Annotated in this window: 9 protein-coding genes and 1 pseudogene; all 10 read right to left on the bottom strand. The window is 34.4% G+C overall.

Translation table 11 applies throughout. The features are described from left to right. Nucleotides 1-25: 25 nt before the first annotated feature. The 10 genes and pseudogenes from AC59HC_RS06510 to AC59HC_RS06465 all read right to left on the bottom strand — a co-directional run bounded on the left by AC59HC_RS06510 (nucleotide 26) and on the right by AC59HC_RS06465 (nucleotide 17855). Nucleotides 26-1027, bottom strand: coding sequence for a PDDEXK nuclease domain-containing protein (locus AC59HC_RS06510; protein WP_342215196.1), 1002 nt, complete (start codon nucleotides 1025-1027; stop codon nucleotides 26-28). 230 nt (nucleotides 1028-1257) lie between these two features. Then, nucleotides 1258-2229 carry a WG repeat-containing protein gene (locus AC59HC_RS06505; RefSeq protein ID WP_496558266.1) on the bottom strand — a complete coding sequence of 324 codons (972 nt, stop codon included), beginning with the start codon at nucleotides 2227-2229 and terminating at the stop codon, nucleotides 1258-1260. Between the two features lie 28 nt (nucleotides 2230-2257). Next, the gene (locus AC59HC_RS06500) at nucleotides 2258-3283 is read right to left on the bottom strand and encodes a hypothetical protein (RefSeq protein ID WP_496558265.1); all 1026 of its coding nucleotides are present in this window, start codon (nucleotides 3281-3283) and stop codon (nucleotides 2258-2260) included. 43 nt (nucleotides 3284-3326) lie between these two features. Continuing rightward, nucleotides 3327-4754, bottom strand: a complete 1428-nt coding sequence (gene purB / locus AC59HC_RS06495; protein WP_002977968.1) for an adenylosuccinate lyase — start codon at nucleotides 4752-4754, stop codon at nucleotides 3327-3329. 2095 nt (nucleotides 4755-6849) lie between these two features. Further along, nucleotides 6850-6993, bottom strand: coding sequence for a bacteriocin-like protein (locus tag AC59HC_RS06490; RefSeq protein WP_156121528.1), 144 nt, complete (start codon nucleotides 6991-6993; stop codon nucleotides 6850-6852). Between the two features lie 250 nt (nucleotides 6994-7243). Beyond that, nucleotides 7244-8908 (bottom strand): annotated as a pseudogene (locus AC59HC_RS06485) (RHS repeat domain-containing protein); the annotation flags it as partial. Nucleotides 8909-9167: 259 nt separating this feature from the next. After that, nucleotides 9168-9620: a hypothetical protein gene (locus AC59HC_RS06480; RefSeq protein WP_202839420.1), complete on the bottom strand. Its 453-nt coding sequence runs from the start codon at nucleotides 9618-9620 to the stop codon at nucleotides 9168-9170. After that, nucleotides 9620-13018 carry a DUF6443 domain-containing protein gene (locus AC59HC_RS06475; protein WP_496558264.1) on the bottom strand — a complete coding sequence of 1133 codons (3399 nt, stop codon included), beginning with the start codon at nucleotides 13016-13018 and terminating at the stop codon, nucleotides 9620-9622. Before AC59HC_RS06475 ends, AC59HC_RS06480 begins: the two co-directional genes overlap by 1 nt. Nucleotides 13019-13023: 5 nt before the next feature. Next, nucleotides 13024-16278, bottom strand: a complete 3255-nt coding sequence (locus AC59HC_RS06470) for a hypothetical protein (RefSeq protein ID WP_496558263.1) — start codon at nucleotides 16276-16278, stop codon at nucleotides 13024-13026. A gap of 2 nt (nucleotides 16279-16280) precedes the next feature. Beyond that, entirely contained in the window at nucleotides 16281-17855 is a 1575-nt protein-coding gene (locus tag AC59HC_RS06465; protein WP_496558262.1) for a T9SS type A sorting domain-containing protein, read from the bottom strand. Between the last annotated feature and the right edge of the window lie 212 nt (nucleotides 17856-18067).

Genomic DNA, 18067 nt, shown 5'->3' with positions numbered 1-18067 from the left:
AGATGTCAGATTTTTAATATTAGATTTATTTTTTATTTTCAAATTTATTTCTTGCTATCTCTATTGAACGATGCAATTTTTCAAGCAAAACTTTTTCTGAAGGTAAGATAAGTAAATATTCTGCTACTTTTATATTATCCCCTTCCAGATTCATGAGTTCTATATGTTCGGAATTTTTCCCGGAACAAAGGATTAAACCAATGGGAGGGTTTTCACCTTCTACTTTTTCATATTTATTAAGGTATGAGAGATAAAGCTCCATCTGCCCTTTATGGCTGGCTTCAAATTCACCTAATTTCAGTTCGATAACGACTAAAGATTTTAGTTTCCTATGATAGAAAAGCAAATCCAGGTAGTAGTCTCTATTATCTATTGTGATTCTTTTTTGTCTTGAAAGAAATGCAAAATCACTTCCCAACTCAGAAATGAATTTTTGAAGTTCCACGATAATGGCTTCTTCTAAATCTTTTTCAGAAAATGTATCTTTCAATTCCAAAAAATCAAGAAAATAGGGATCTTTAAAAACCAAATCAGGGTTTAAAATATTATTTTCAGACCATTTTTTCAGTTCTTTATCTATTATTTCCTCAGGCTTTTTGCTTATTGCTGTTCGTTCAAAAAGCAGAGAATTGATTTTTTCTCTCAAGACTCTGACACTCCAATTTTCAATTTTACAAACTTCAAGATAAAAGTTTCTTTTAGTATCTTGCGAAATAGGAATAAGAAGCAGAAAGTGAGTCCATGATAATTGTCGCATCGCTGATGCGACAATATTAAAATCACTAAAAACAGACGCAAACTGCATCATTTTTCGGATATTTTTTTCAGAAAATGAATTTCCAAATTCTAACGTAAGTTGTTGAGAGATTTGTACAATAACTTCTTTACCATACTCTGCCCTCTTATTATCTAAAACATCTTCATTTATTCTTTTTCCTATTTCCCAGTACAAAACCACCATTGCCGAGTTTACCTGAGCAGCGACCTGACTTCTTGTCTTGTCTACCAGCTCCTTAAGATCGGCCATTAATTGTTGATGATTTTGATTCTGTAACATTATTAAAAATTAGATGTCAGATTTTTAATATTAGATTTATTTTTATTTTTTACTTTTTCTGAGTTAAAGTTTTTTTCTTTAAACCCATCTATATTGGAAATTTTTGAAAGAGATTTTCTCCCCAATCATTATTCTGTACAAATTTAAAGGAATAAGTCATATGTTCTTCAAATTTGAACTGCCGAATTTCCAATTTTATATTATTTATTGATAAATTTATTCGGATTATCCTTATGTTCTTTCTGAAAGTCTTCTGCATTTTTTATTTCTTCTTTCAGCCAGTTTTCAAAAGGAACTTTCTTTTCATTAAAATCCTCAATGGCATAAAATGTTTTTCCATCTTCTGAAACCAGGAATTTGAAACGGTACAGCATATCCAAATCTTTCTTCTTGTGATTATAGGTATTCACCTGATAATACGGAAAGTTTTCTTTTGGTCTTTCTACGATTTCAAAAAAAAGATTCTTTTCTTTTTCAGACAGTTTACTGTAAAAATTTACATAATAAAGATCTGATAATTTTTTCTTCTGCTTTTCAAAGAACTGAAGGATATTCTTCTCCTTTTCATTATACTGAAACTGATTAGGATAATATTTACCATCTATTTCAACATCCTTTTCTGATGGTTTTGCCAATGGCTGAACCGTTTCTCCTTTGACATTCATCACGCCCCATTTTCCGCCTACAATGGATCTGTGCTCGTCATTTGTTTTTTCCCAGTCGCAGCCGTCACAAAATGCAGCATATCCATAATTAAAAGGAAATGCAAAATCGTGCTTAGCTACAATAACAGTATTCCCGTTTCGGTCTGCAAATCCTACTTTACCATTTTTAACCAATCTTCTCAGTCCTTCAGAGAAATAATCTGCTCCATTGTCATAAAGGAAAGGCTGATACAGGAATTTCCCATTTCTGTCATACACATAGCCCCATGCATTTTTCTCCGGTTTTTCACCTTCTTTACTGCCATCAAAAAGAATGGTTTCCCCTTCTACAGGATCTCCATCTTTTAGAAATGAAAAGATTTTGAACTGTGCAGGAACAATTATTTTTCCTGCTTTATCTTTTACTCCTACTAAAGAATCTTTGGATTTGAAATAATGTAAATCTTCTTTAGCCTGAGAAAAAGAAATGATTGGTATCAGTATGATGGTTAAAAGTATTTTTTTCATTGAATTGGAGATGGTTTCAAAGCTTAATTTACTCGTCTTTAGTGAGATCTGTTTTCTTACGCGAATTTACAATAATATAATACTTATTAGCAACATCATAGTCTATAGAATTGTTTAGCTTCCACTTTTGATAACCTTCATAATCAAACTGATGATTTTCTGGCGGACTTAATAAATAGTTATACTGCTCCATTAAATATTCGTCTGTGAAACCATCATTTCTAAGTTTTGTGAAGAACGAAATCAATTTATCTACTGTGAAATTACCTTCTTTAATTGGTGTGGAATTTTTTTTCGTCTTATAATCTATAAAACCATTAATTCCCGCCATGTGAAAATCTAAAAGGGTTCCAGGAATTCCTGAAGCTCTTTCATATTTATCAATATTCTCATATATCCATTTCATCTTATTTGTAGCACTACTCATGGTGATTCTTAATAATACCGTGTCACGAGCAGCAACAGGTGCATAAATAATATTCGAATATCTTGTTAAAGGATTATTTTGTACAATTTGTGCTGGTTGTAAATTCTTTAAAAATTCGTCATGCATTTTATCCAGAACTAAAGTATCATTCCCTTTTTGGCTTATTTCTGAAATAAAAACCCAAAAACCTGCATCATAAACTCTTACATTAATCAATCTGTTAAGATGGTGAAAATAGCTGCTGATTCCGTGAAGCTTGAACTTTCCTTCTTTAAGGGTTACTCCTTTATTTACTTTTTCATTTTCTTTAGGAGTATATTTTCTTTCAGCTAAATCTCTATAATAATGATTTAAAAGTCTTTCTTCATCAAGAAAAGCCGGAATAATTTTGAATTTAAATAACGCATCGTTACTCTTATTTTCATATTCTGCAGCAAAAACACTATCATTTTTAGAGTTTGTAAACAATGCCGTCCTGGAAAAGTCACCTAAACTAACAGGAGCGGTCATCCCTGAAACCATATGGCTAAAATCGGCATCGGATCTGATTTTTTTATTCGGTTTTAAATCCTGAGAAAATATCATCACAGGAAATAAAGATAAAATAAAAAACAGGTAAATCTTCATACGAATTAAATAAAATATGCAGCCCAAAAGACTGCATATTGTTTTATACTTTAAGATCAGCTTCCAATCCTATTAAGTCCTTGTTTTGGTCTATAATCGGCTGCACTTCATTTTTGATGAATTCCTCCGTCTGGATCGGCGCGAAACCAATAAAGTTTTTAGGATCTAAAACTTCTTTCAGTTTTGATTTGTCTAGTTTTAAAGAATTATCATTCAGGATTCTTTCAATAAGGTCGTTTTCTTTTCCTTCCTCTTTCACTTTCTTGGAAGCTTCCATAGAGTGAACTCTGATCACCTCGTGGATTTCCTGACGGTCACCACCTGCTTTTACTTCTTCCATGATGATATATTCTGTCGCCATGAAAGGAAGCTCTTCCATAATGTGCTTGTTGATTCTGTTTGGATATACTACAATTCCGTTCAGAATGTTGTTCCAGATCAAAAGAATAGCATCCACGGCTAAAAACGCCTGAGGAATGGTTAATCTCTTGTTGGCAGAGTCATCCAATGTTCTTTCAAACCATTGTGTAGAGGCCACCATTGCAGAACTTGTCGTCAGAGACATTACATATTTTGCCAATGCTCCGATTCTTTCGCTTCTCATTGGATTACGCTTGTAAGCCATCGCCGATGAACCAATCTGGTTTTTCTCGAATGGTTCTTCAATTTCCTTAAGGTTTTGAAGTAGACGTAAATCGTTTGTGAATTTATGCGCAGATTGTGCAATATTTCCTAATAAAGCAACTACTTTCGCATCGATTTTTCTATCGTAAGTCTGTCCGGAAACTCCGAACACTTTATCGAAGCCGAATCTTTTTGAAAGTTCTTTATCTAGGTGTTTTACTTTGGAATAATCACCGTTGAAAAGCTCAAGGAAACTGGCAGCTGTTCCTGTTGTTCCTTTTACTCCTCTGAAACGAAGGGTTTCAAGGAAGAAATCCAGTTCTTCGATGTCAAGAACCAAACTCTGTAACCAAAGTGTAGCTCTTTTCCCAACTGTTGTCAGCTGAGCCGGCTGGAAGTGTGTAAACCCTAAAGTGGGAAGGTCTTTATACTGAATAGCAAAGTCTGCTAAGTTCTTCATTACGTTAACCAACTTTTTCTTTAAGATTAAAAGTCCGTCACGGATTTGGATTAAGTCTGTATTGTCTCCTACAAAAGCCGAAGTAGCTCCCAGGTGGATAATTCCTTTTGCTGAAGGCGCCACATCCCCATAAGCGTGAACGTGAGCCATTACATCATGACGGAATTTTTTTTCATACTCTGCTGCTTTCTCATAATCGATGTTTTCAGCATTAGCTTTTAACTCAGCGATCTGCTCGTCTGTAATTTCAAGTCCAAGGTCTTTTTCGATTTCAGCAAGAGCTATCCAAAGCTTTCTCCAATTCTGGAATTTGTTATTGTGTGAGAAGTTAAATAACATTTCTTCACTGGAGTAGCGCTCTTCCAATGGATTTTTGTAGGAATTCATTCGTTCTTTTACTTTTTAGATGTACAAAAATACGGTTTTTCATTGAGAGTTGAAAATCCAGATCTGATGATTTTCATTCATAATTTATACTTATACTTTTGTCTTGAAATCGAAGATTCGACATAGCCAAACAAAAGTATACAAAAGTTCAAGACTGGAATTATCCGCTAAAAATTTAAATGGAATCCTAAAATTTCCAAACTCGCATGGATCATCTGGTTCTGCTTCGGATCTGAGCAAGTCCCATGCTTAAACAGTGGAAATTTTTTAACGGATTACATTCAAATTTTCTTAACGCTCCTGATTCCTAAGTCAGATATTATTGCAATAATCTACCTTTAGCATTGAATTGTCATCATCAGAAAAACCAGAAAAGTTCCTAAAACAGCGACAACCATTCCTAATATGTTCAGTGCTAACATTATAAATTTACTTCTTAAGTTTTTGAAAAATGTTGCAGCTGCAGGAAAGATAAAAACATTTGAAATCATTAACAGGGTAGAAAAATTTAAGCCTCCTTCAAAGAGACGAAAACCATTTCTTATTATGTATATATTTACCAGTAATATTATAACATTCAAAAAAATGATACCAACAGCAAGAATATAATTTGTTCTGGATCGCACGAAAGTTCTGTAATTAAGACTGCAAAATAACATTTTTTTCATTTATACTTTTGTCTTGAAACAAAAGTATACAAAAGTTCAAGACTGGAATCATCCGCTAAAAATTTAAATGGAATCCTAAAATTTCCAAACTCGCATGGATCATCCGGTTCTGCTTCGGTTCTGAGCAAGTCCCATGCTCAGACAGTGGAAATTTTTTAACGGATTACATTGAAATTTTCTTAACGCTCCTGATTCCTAAGTCGTACATTAGTACATACTACTTTTTAAATGACTGGCGGTTAATACCATGAATAAATAAGTGACATATACAAAAAAGAAGTAAAACAATAACTTGGGAAATATTTAATATGATTTTCATTTATACTTTTGTCTTGAAACAAAAGTATGCAAAAGTTCAAGACGGGAATCATCCGCTAAAAATTTAAATGGAATCCTAAAATTTCCAAACTCGCATGGATCATTCGGTTCTGCTTCGGTTCTGAGTAAGTCCCATGCTCAGACAGTGGAAATTTTTTAACGGATTACATTCAAATTTTCTTAACGCTCCTGATTCCTAAGTCAGATATTAATAAGTAGCATGTTAATTTTTAATACTAGAAACTAATACTATCTCTTGTTCTATTTATAACCATGCTCTAGGTGAGACTAGCTGCCGAACCTTTTCTTTTTAATATATCGCAGATAGAAATATAGGATTATAGAAATTAGAATTGCAATGACTATTTTCAGATATACACGAAGAGGAATGTTGTGACTGCTGGCTAATACCATTAATAAATAAAAGACACAGATTAAAAAAGAAGTAAAACAAATAATTTGTAAAATATTTAATATGATTTTCATTTATACTTTTGCCTTGAAGCAAAAGTATGCAAAAGTTCAAGATGGGGAATCATCCGCTAAAAATTTAAATGGAATCCTAAAATTTCCAAACTCGCATGGATCATTCGGTTCTGCTTCGGTTCTGAGTAAGTCCCATGCTCAGACAGTGGAAATTTTTTAATGGATTACATTGAAATTTTCTTTACGCTACTGATTCCTAAGTCGGACATTAATGAGTAATATACTACTTTTTAAATGACTGCTGGCTAATACCATCAAATACACAGATTAAAAAAGAACTAAAACAAATACCCTGTGAAATATTTATTATGATTTTCATTCATAATTTATACTTATACTTTTGCCTTGAAATCGAAGATTCGAAGTAGTCAAACAAAAGTATACAAAAGTTCAAGACGGGAATCGTCCGCTAAAAATTGGAATGTACTCCTAAAATTTCCAAACTCGCATGGATTATCCGGTTCTGCTTCGGTTCTGAGTAAGTCCCATGCTCAGACAGTGGAAATTTTTTAACGGATTACATTGAAATTTTCTTTACGCTACTGATTCCTAGGTCAATTGGTGAGAGCACATAAAAAGCTGTCCCATTTCTGAGACAGCCTGTTTTTACTATTTTTAATTAGTTAATCGATAATAAGTCCGCATGGTGACCCTACCGGAATACATTTTCTTTCCAATGAGCACCAGAAGTATCCTGCAAGACACATTGGGATACCTCCCTGAACTGTTTTCAATTCTCTTTTTGAAAGTTTTCTTAAATTTTTCATAGTAACGTTTTTTTGATTTTTCTCCTACTCTACATGCTTTTCGGATTGCGCTTTAATTTGGTAATACCAATATACAGATTTTTGGAATACAAAAACATAACCTGTTCATTTTATATAATTTACAAAGACAGTTGTTTATTAACTTTTGATGATCATTATATATATCAATAGAGCTTCTTAAGACAAAATAAATCAAAACCTCCGCTGTTGCGGAGGTTTCGTTTTATTTGTGGAGGTTTGTTATAGATTTTTAAAATCCTGAAGTCCATAAAAGATCATTTAATTCTACCGTGTCAATAATAAAATCGTCTGGATATTCTTTAAATCCAGGTTGCTTTTTTAATTGCTCAATAACTTTTTCAACTTTTCTCAAATCTGAAAAAACACCTATTATTCTTTCATCATCCAAAAAAGGGTTAATAGTATACACATGGCTAATATTGTAAACAAGTTTTAAATTTTGTATTAAACAAGCTTCTTCACTTATTATATCTATCTCAGGTAAATAATCTCTCCCTATCTCACCTACTTCTGTATTAAATCCTGTCTCCCAATGTATTTTATCTAATTCTTTTTTTTTAATTATAAAACCATCTGGATAATCTTTAAATCCAGAAAACTTAGATACAACATCTATAGTTTTTTCTAATTCTTTTAAATTATCAAAAAAACCTAAAAGTTTACAATCTGTATGTGATTCATCTGTATAGACATGTTCTAAACTATATAAGAAATATTTCATCAAAAATTTATTTTTTAGGTTTAGGTTTTTCAAAGCCTCTATCTCCCCATTTTTTATTTTGTTAAAGTCGGAACCTGGACCTTTACTCGCTTTTCCTTTATTCCAAACTCCTTTTCCATATTGTTGATCCAATACCCTCTCTGCAAAAGTTTTACCATCTTCATCCACATAAGGAGCTTCTCCTTGTTCTTTCACCCACGAAGGGACATCCTTGGCTGCTTCTTTTCCAGTTTTACCACTAACAGGAACTTTTTTTTCTTTTGGAACATCAACCCCATTCACATCTTTATCCTTATCCGCTGCATCTTCCGCTTTCAGATTCCTCATTCCTGCACCAGGATCTGCAATAGTTGTATAGCCTGTACTTGGTGTGGCAAAGTAATCATATGTCCACCAAACTCCTGCTCCTATCAACATCAACCCACCAATAACATCTCCAGGACCAGGCACAGGAGAATCTGCCTGAGAAACAATGAATGCTGACATTGCCAAACTTCCCGGACCAAAACTTTTATCTGCTGCTTTCCCGGTAAGGGTAATTTCCTGTATTGATGTTTCTGTCTGACCACTTGGAAGTATATTTATCGCAGACACACCACTTGGGCAATTCGGAGGACATTTTCCTTCCTCTCCTTCCATTCCTGTAGGATCATTAAATTGTACCGGATTATTCCAAACATAGCTATAAGCTTCATGAGTATATTGACTTCTAGGATCTACTGTTCCAAACCGCCCTATATCTGGCATATAAAATCTCGCTCCATAATCATACATTCCAGTCTCTTGGAGTTCCTTACTATTATATTTGTACTTATAACTTGGATTTCCTGTTAATACATTATATCCCTCATGCTTCAGTCCAAAAGGATAATAATTACTTTCTTCAATGATCTCTAATCCTGCTCCATTTTTAGCATAGCTTACTCTAACATTTCCAAGGTGGTCAGTATAATTGTACACGTACTTTCCAGTTTCAACATTAAAATATCCTTCTGCGGTTGGGAAAAACTTTAATATCGAATTGGTATACTGAAAACCATCCAGATAATCGGTTGTTTCTGTTCCGAAAACCTTTTTTTGTTTCACTCCGTCTGCTCTGTAAATATAATCCATTACTTTTGAGTTCTGGGTAATCTTTCGTGGTAAATTTAGATAATTATATTGAATGGAGGAATATAATTATTTGAACCTGTTTATAAACACAAAAACCACTGCAAAAGCAGTGATTTTTATTACTTCCCACACGATGCAATCGTGCGGCAGCGAGGGTTTTTATATCCCTCTAAATCATTATTCTTAATAGCAGTCCAATATTCTCTTATTGTATTTTTAATTTGCTCTTCATCTTTTTGTTTCTGATTGACACAGCAACTTATACTTAATAACATTAAGATTAATGAAATATATTTAATTATTTTCATTGAAATCATTATTATTTATCCCAACCAATGTGATTATCTAAAATTACTGGATCTGAAATTTTATCAAAACCTATTGGCTTATAAAAAATTAATGTTATAGTCAAAGGTTTTTTTATGTTGTTAGAATCTCCCTTTTTTTTAAATGTATATTGTACATATTTCATCTTTATATCTGGTGATAAACCTATTGTATCTTTAATTTTTATTTCGCCTTTTAGTCTTTCTTGTATATTTAAGGCTTTGTAATGCTTGTGTAAAAAGTATAAATCACCTGCTGTGACACCTGGAAAATTTTCAGATTCGTAGATTAAACCATTATATGCTTGTAAATCATTATTTTTAACTGATTTCCAAAAATTCTGAACCGTTGCTTTGATTTGCTTTTCATCTTTTTGTTTCTGATTGACACAGCAACTTATACTTAATAATATTAAGATTAATGAGATATATTTAATTGTTTTCATTACGGTAAAACTTTTTTATTGGTGTTTAATTGCTGGTTAAGAGGCTGTACAGGCAAATTGTTATTCCTAAGAATCTGGGTTCCGTTTTGGATGATTAAAGAATTGGGCATCAATCCTGCTCCAGGATTTGGTAAAGTTCCATCAAATACAAAATTGATAACATCATTTTTCGTTTGTTGGTTCATTTCAATTCCACTTTCATTTACCAAATCTATAACTCTATCCATTGTTTTAGCTTGAGAATTAATAAGTTTTACATCTTTAGCAGCTTGTGTATATGCTTTTGTACTTTTTATGGCATCAGGAATGTTAGAAGCTAAATCCATTAAGCCAACCAACTCTTGCGCTCCTCCTGCAGCAGTATTGAGTTTATCATAATTCTTGATCATTTTGTTGGTCATTTCCAAACCTCTTTTTGTAGTGGTAAACTTTTGGCTATCCATACTTTCCGGCGTTTCCTGTACATTTTCCATTGTTGCGCCATTTGGTGTAGGACCGCTATAAGCATGAGATTTTAATCTTAAACCTGATGAACCATCCGATATTCTTGCGCCACCTGGATTATATCCTTTTGTGGTCAATCCAATACCGGCAGCAGTAAAGGTTGCTTGTCCGTTACTCATCTGTGATCCCGGAGCTCGGACAACTCTCATTGCGTTCCCATGAATTGCAAAAAATCCGGTATGATTTTTCAGTAATTCCAATCCTTCCAATTCAACACCCATTCCCAATTTATTTTCCTGGAATGCATAGGTAGAATTATATGTGAATTTTTCAGCCAAAGGATCAATATTAAAGAACCTTCCTACATCGGGCATATAATTTCTCCACTTAAAACTGTAAAAACCAGTCTCCTGCAACTCTTGTCCTTGGTACTTATACTTATATGCAGGATTTCCTACCAATCCATTATACCCCTCATGCTTCAATCCAAACGGGTAATAGTTACTTTCTTCAATGATCTCTGTTCCTGCTCCATTTTTAGCATAGCTTAATCTTGTATTTCCAAGGTGGTCCGTATAATTGTACACGTACTTTCCAGTTTCAACATTAAAATATCCTTCTGATGTTGGGAAAAACTTTAATACTGAATTGGTATACTGAAAGCCATCCAGATAATCGGTTGTTTCTGTTCCGAAAACCTTTCTTACCTTCACTCCGTCTGCTCTGTAAATATAATTCATTACTTTTGAGTTCTGGGTAATCTTTCGTGGTAAATTTAGATAATTATATTGAATGGAGGAAATTCCTTTATCCAATTGGGTGGTCATATTTCCGTTATCGTCATAGCCTATTTCATTTCCTCCTACAGGATATCCTAAACTGTTAAGATAGGCATCGGATACTTTGGTAAGCCTGTTTCCCGTGTAGCTGTAGATCAGATTATCGATCACCATGGCCTCAGTACTTCCCGGGAGAAGTCCCTGGGTTCTTACCAGATTCAGAATATTCCCGTTCAGGTCATAAGCAAAGAGTTCATTGTATTCTTTCCCGGAAGGATTAGTGTCTTTTTGATAGAAACCTGCTGTAAGCCTGTTCAACGGGTCATAAACATATCCGTATCTTCTCACATTATCATTCGCTCCTGTAGAGGTTTTCCAATCAACTTCAGCGATATTGCCGTTGTATTTCGGTTTTACTTTGTGGTTTGGGTAATTGGTATTGGGGACTTCCAGACCTTGTACTTCATTATATTTTATTTTATATCCAAACAGGTCATTTCCAAGGTTGGCAGGATCGTTAATCTGGGTCAGCCACCCACGGATATTATATTGGTAATCTATCTGCTGAAGCGGAGAAGAAGCTGTAACTCCTCCCACTTTTTTATTCGTAACCTGGGAAATTTCATTATAGGTATTATGAGCCAGGATTTCTTCAGCATTATTATCAATCTTATGTTTATGGGTAACCAAGCGGTTCTGACTGTCATAATCAAAGGTTTCCGTAATGACCCTTTCGGTATCCGTACTCAGTCTCTTATGCCTTGTTACAGTCTGTTTCGTGATTCCTGCAAAATCCAGTTTGGATTCTGTTCTTGTATATCCTCCCAAATGATTCACAGAATGACTGCCAATAGCTCTTCCTTTCTGATCGTAATAGGTATAGTTCCTGGTCCAGTTGTCATCCTCAATATTCTTTACAAAACTCATTACAGGTAGTCCTTTGGTACTTCTTCCGTCAGCTGCAGGAGTTTCAGTCAATACAGGTTCTCCCTGAATTGTTGAAGGGAAGGCCGGATTAAAACTGTAAGCAGGATAAGAGTCGTAATAATTAACCGACAAAATACTTTCAGGGATAAAATAGACAGCCGTATAATAAATATTCATTCCATTTCTTACAATACCTGTAGAATGGCGCGCATCATAAATAACCAAATCCTTGATCTGATCCTGTATTGTCGCCCTACTGTCATTTGAACTGAATATTCCTGTATAGGCAACTCTTCCAAACTGGTCATACTTGGTCATCAGCCATTTTCCAGATCCTTTCATATTGGCATCCTGGCTAAGCATCAGCCTGTCGGCTTTATCATACACCATAAACTCCCAGCCTTTGCCGGGAAGCTTTTTTTCCACAAGTCTTCCCCTGCCGTCATAATGGTACTGATAGCATAAGGTATTGAGAAGATCATCCGTAATAGGCTTATGAACAGCCAGAGGAGAAATGACAAAAGCCAGCTGGTCATATTCATTGTAAACATAATAGGTATCCACATTTTCTGCGGGGCTCATGACTTTCCTTACCAACACAACCTGTCCTCTACCGTTTTTAAATTCTATGGTTTCATTACCATCCTCATCTTTGACAGAGTTTTTATAAAGCTGGTTAGGGGCATAAACTGTGGCAGGCGATAAGCTCAGTACACTTTTTGTCGCTCCATCTACCCAGCTTGTGCTCGTGGTAAACTGATAGACTTCATTCAATCCGTTGGTGTCATAGCTGAACTTTACAGATTTTCCGTTCCAGTCATTACCTACCTGTTTCTGTTCCAGAACCCTGTCCAATGGTGAGCTTTCCAAAACTTTTTCAGAATAGATCTTTTCATTACCATACGTGTTAGGATAAACACCCAAGGGTCCTGAATAATAGTTTCCATTGCTGGTAGAAAGCTGGGGAACAGGTAAATAATCTTTTACCTGTCTTCCGAAAGGATCATATTCTATATGAGTAACTACATCACGTCCCAGTGGTGATGCTTTGACATTCACTACCTGTTTTGGTCTTCCCAACCCGTCAAAATACTGTACGGTTTCTGAGGATTTGGTAGCAGATGTTCCATTATAATCCAGATACGTTTTGGACTGAATATAGTTTTCATTGCTTGAAATCGTGGAAAGCTGCGCATAGGCTATATTGGATAAGAGCAACGCTCCTATTGGTATTATTATCTTTTTCATCAGTTTTAGTTTTTATAGTTGTATTTCATTTCCTCCAACACTTTACCATTCACATCGATCACTTTCTGAAGCCTGTTTGCGGAATCATACACATAGCTTTCTCTGATTCCGGATGGCGGCGTGATGCTTCTTACTCCAATTAATGGGTCATAAGTATAGGTGGTAATCTGATAGTTTGGCAAACTGTTTCTAAAGGTATTTAGTACAGATAAAAATGAAGTTTCATCATTATTAGCTGCAGCAGATGCATCCGTATTAGAAGCATTAATAATGGAATCAATCAGTGACTGCTGGATATCTGATAATTTAGCTCCTTCTATTTTGGCAATGGGCTGGGTCTGGTTGTAACCCCAGATGATTACTGTGGAAACACCTGATTTTGTAGTGTACTGCTGTAAGTTTCCTTTGTTGTCATATTTATCATAAGTCACTTTAGTAGAAACAGCATTTTGTAAATCAGTAGACACAACAGAGCTGGGAAGTAAGTTCAAGGGATTATCATATTTAGTTTCGGATCTTGAAATTGTTTTACTATTTTTCTTAACCTCACTCTCCAAAGGAATACCAATCATATTGGCGTTAATTAACTTCTGGTTAGCCTTTTCATGGGCATAGCTATAGATCGTTTCATTTACCGTTAAATCTGGATGCGTAATTTTTTGTAGTGTGGGTTGTAAGTGCTGAAGGTTTCCATAGGTTGTATTGGACTTTGTTTCCAATATATTTCCATTAATATATTCTTTTAAAATAGTTTCAATTAATTTAGAATATCCATAATAATTTTGATAAAACGTATATGATATATTAGGAATTGGTCCATCATTAGGATTATAAAGATAACCAGTATTTAATGAAAAATTCTGTCTGAAAATAAATGAGGTTATGGCATTTTGTGCAAAACTATATTTGTTATAAGTTTCCTTAAAAATACTAAAATCATTATTTCTAAAGCTATATTGCTTTTCATTCTGTAACAAACCTCTTTCTAATTGGCCGATATTACTGTGGGGTGCATCAAAAATTGGTGGATCATATGCATATGAATCTAAATCAGATTCGTATAAATAATTTCTTTCAATAGCTTTATTCCCATCAACTAATTCTGTTATTGATTGATAGAATATTTTATTCGATCTATCATTGAAATCACTCAAAATATTATCTTTATAAAAACGATATACAGGAATTGGAGTTACTGATATTAATTCGCCTCCCTGACTGGTAGAGTTACATTCTAATTGACAATTTCTTTTTGTCATTATATAATCAAATGATTTGAAGGTGGGTGCATTTACTATAGTTGTTCGCCCTGATAATCGATTTTCTAGTTTACTGTAATAAAAGAGACGGCTGTATGATCCATTTTCAGTATTATTTTCTTCAATTTTTTTTACTCTACTTCCTCCAAAATGCTTTAATACATCTTCCATTTCAATTCGGGAATTATAGCTTACAGATGCATATCCGTCTATTCTTCCAAAATAAGATGTTACTGAGTATTTTACCTCATACTGATGACCTGATGTTGTTTGAACGGGACAAGTTAGATCGGTAGGAAGTGCCGTTGGGCATAAATCTTTGCTTGCTCTAATACTCTCATAATATTTTCTATTTTCACCTCTTACTACTGTTCCAGTTGTTATATCTCTAATTTGTATACCATGGATCTCATGAAGATTATCAGGCTCTCCACAATTAGAATAATCTGTTGAAGCATATGCAGCATAACTGATTGGAGAACCATTGGAAATAAAAGTAAATGAATCACTTACTGTTTTAGCTCCTGAACAATTTCTCGATACCTCAAGTCCTGTACCACTAGATTTCTCAACAGGAACTGTTGCTATTGAACTATTAGATTCGTAAGTTATCTCAGAATATCCACCCGTAGGATAATAGATCCTCTTAAGATTTCCCAGATAAGTTTTTGCTGGATCGACTTCTTTATCTGCAGAAGCATAGCCAGATGTTTTAGTGAAAATGTAATTAGGAACCTGTCCTGATATATTTGCAAAAGGAGTCTGATTAATCTTACCATTCGAGTATCCATAGAAATCTGTTCCGAGACTGAATCTTGCCGGAATACTTTCTTTTGAATAGTACTCGAATCTGAATTTTTGATTGGAAACAATATCATTAATACTATTTAAGAAATGACGGTTAACCGTACTTTGTTCTGTTGAAGACAAACCATAAAAAGTTACAGAGGATCCAGCATTAACATCGTCATAGCTTAGCTGATAGTTTTTAATTTGTTGATTATTTTGCTTAGCAAGAATGATAACAGAAGTAAGGAGTTTTCCACCATCGTTAATTAGATCTTTTCTTTGTTTATCATAATTGAAATTAATTTTAATTTTATCATCATCAATAGCTAAAAGTCTGGGTTTCAAAGAAACCATTATAGTTTTGCTTTTTGTAAGACCGCTGTTTTCATATGTATTAGGCACACAGCAGCTTTCCGAAACGGTAAAAGAAGCACTCATTGAAGAGTAATAACTTAGTGTTTCAATAGAATAATCATAATTTATGATCTCATTTTTATTAGTTATTATTTTAGCTAAATACCATCCTGAAGTATAAAACTTATTAGGTCCTTTATAATTAATTTGGTTTCTCTCCATAAATTTTTCTTCACCTCCGAAATAATATTTATTTCCTTGATTATCTACAAGTACAAATTCTAAATTTTTACCATATTGGGTGACCATAATAGTTTTATCAGTTATTGATAATTTTGAGCCATCACCGCTATTATAATGAACATTTAGGTTTTTATCAATATAGAATTGCCCTGAAAGCCCATTTGAAAGGGAAAAACTAAACCAGTCATATTCTGTATCAATTGAATTATCGGGATGTGCTGCTCCTTTTATCTGATCTGCATTGGCTGTTTCATCTATGGTCTGAGGAAACCAAACTGAAGATGATGTTTCATCCTGTTCGTCTCTTACTATTCTTGAAATTGCTCCTCCAGCAACCAATTGCCAAGACATTCCTGTATTCCCTCCTATATCGTCAACTTTAATACTGCTATTATATGCCAAACTTACAGGCATACTAATAGTATTTCCTACACTGTAAAAAGGAAAACTATAATTAAATTCTCCTGAAGGAGAATTGTTGAAATCTAAACCATATAAACTGAATTTATATGTTTCTGCCGAAGGAGGCTTAATATTGGGTAAGGATTTATCGACGTCACTCTGCCCTTGAACAGATATCGATATTAGAGTAAAAAGAAATAATATTTTTTTCATGATTATTTTTTTATGATTTTGACATTCGCTGTTTTGCTGGTATCAGTTTTTATAGTGATCAAATAAGCTCCCTGCACCAAAGCCTGGGTATTGATCTTAGTCACTTTGTTTTTGGTTTTTATACTTTGAAGCTGTCTTCCGCTCATATCATATAACAGAATATCTGCATCCTTAAAACCCTGTCCTGAGCCTGTCGAAAGATCAAAACCGATTTCTACGTAAGCATAGTCTGAAACAGGATTCGGATAAATTTTGATGTCATATTTTTCAATGAGCTGATCAACCTGCTTGTCTCCCAGTTTCACAATCTTCCAGTTTTCTTTGCCCAACTCTTCCGCACTGGTTCCTGCTAAAACAATAGAACCGTCTCTGTTCAGCTTTAAATCAGAAAGTCTTTCTTCTTTCTTTCGTGATTCTCCTTTCACATGCTTTCTCCACTGTTCATTTCCGTCTTGGTCCAGATATAGCATCCAGAAGGTTTCATCATCAGTTTCTATTCTTCCTTCTGCCTGGGTATAGCCCCCCAATAAGATTCCTTTTGAAGATTTATCATCTGCTGAATGAAGAACGCTCATTCCCATCAGGATATCACGGTTTTTAAAATTGTAAGATTTCTGCCACTGTTCATCTCCTCTTTCATTTAAAGAAATCAGCCAAAGATCTGTTCCTTCCTCTAATCCGACGGTTTTGTTTCCTGACCTTTCTGATCTTGATTCCCCGCCAATGATAAAACCATTTGAAGTTAAGGCCAGAGTTCTCAAATGATCATCTCCTTTGCCTCCGAAGTTCTTTTCCCATTCTACTTTTCCGTTTTTGTCCAATTTGATAATGTAAAAATCTCCTTCACCATAGTTCTCTGTCTGTTTTGATCCTCCAATACCACTTCTGGAATAAATTCCCAGTAATGCCCCACCATCTTTCGTCGGAATCATCTTCTCTACTTCGTCTAATCCTTTTCCACCTAAAATTAATTGGGAAAGTTCTTTTCCGTCTTTATCCAGTTTTGTGATCAAAACATCTTTAGATCCATAACCTTTTGCAGCGTTCTGTAAGTTACCGGCCATAAAGAATCCTAAATCTGTCGTTTGAATCACAGCTCTGGCTTCTTCATCGGAAGAACTTCCTAAGGTTTTCTGCCATAGTTCATCCCCAAATTCATTGATTCTGATCAGCCAGATATCTGAGCCTCCTTTAGAATCCTCTTTTTTATCGAGTCCTTTTCCTGAATGAGATGTTCCGGCTAAAAGAAATCCGCCATCCTGCGTGGTAACAGTAGCAGACAGATAATCGTGGTTTTGCCCTGAGAAATATTTCTCCCATGATTCTTTCCCTTGCTGGTCAAGTTTAATTAAGTGAAAATCGTAGCCGTTATTCTGCTTTTGGCCGCTGGCTGCTGGCGACTGGCTTTTAGACTGTATAGAGCTTCCCGAGATCAGGTATTGCTGATCAATGGTTGTGGTGACCTGGCTTAGAAAATCCTGGGTAGAAGATTGTATATCTTTCTGCCATATCACTTCCTGAGCAGATACACCCAGGGCTGTGCATAAAGTAAATGCACCGAAGTAGAATTTTTTCATCCTATGTTTTTTTGAGTTAGTAATTAGTTTCTTAAAACTTCGCGAATTTAACACTTTTTAAGATATGGAAATCATTTTTGTGTGGTATCCTGTAAATCATACTATTTTTAATTAGATTCTCTCTATTTATACCAGTTTTTATTTTATTATGATGTAAAAATATTTATCCACAACGTCAAAACATGTCGTATTAAACCGAATTAATTTTAATT

This window comes from Chryseobacterium sp. DZ-32 (assembly GCF_059587025.1).
This window is presented reverse-complemented; position numbering and strand designations above follow the sequence as displayed.

Bases quoted from the DNA above. Each gene is read 5' to 3' on its own strand.
- AC59HC_RS06510 (WP_342215196.1), bottom strand. From the start codon at position 1,027: ATGGCCGATCTTAAGGAGCTGGTAGACAAGACAAGAAGTCAGGTCGCT.
- AC59HC_RS06505 (WP_496558266.1), bottom strand. From the start codon at position 2,229: ATGAAAAAAATACTTTTAACCATCATACTGATACCAATCATTTCTTTT.
- AC59HC_RS06500 (WP_496558265.1), bottom strand. From the start codon at position 3,283: ATGAAGATTTACCTGTTTTTTATTTTATCTTTATTTCCTGTGATGATA.
- purB (WP_002977968.1), bottom strand. From the start codon at position 4,754: ATGAATTCCTACAAAAATCCATTGGAAGAGCGCTACTCCAGTGAAGAA.
- AC59HC_RS06490 (WP_156121528.1), bottom strand. From the start codon at position 6,993: ATGAAAAATTTAAGAAAACTTTCAAAAAGAGAATTGAAAACAGTTCAG.
- AC59HC_RS06480 (WP_202839420.1), bottom strand. From the start codon at position 9,620: ATGAAAACAATTAAATATATCTCATTAATCTTAATATTATTAAGTATA.
- AC59HC_RS06475 (WP_496558264.1), bottom strand. From the start codon at position 13,018: ATGAAAAAGATAATAATACCAATAGGAGCGTTGCTCTTATCCAATATA.
- AC59HC_RS06470 (WP_496558263.1), bottom strand. From the start codon at position 16,278: ATGAAAAAAATATTATTTCTTTTTACTCTAATATCGATATCTGTTCAA.
- AC59HC_RS06465 (WP_496558262.1), bottom strand. From the start codon at position 17,855: ATGAAAAAATTCTACTTCGGTGCATTTACTTTATGCACAGCCCTGGGT.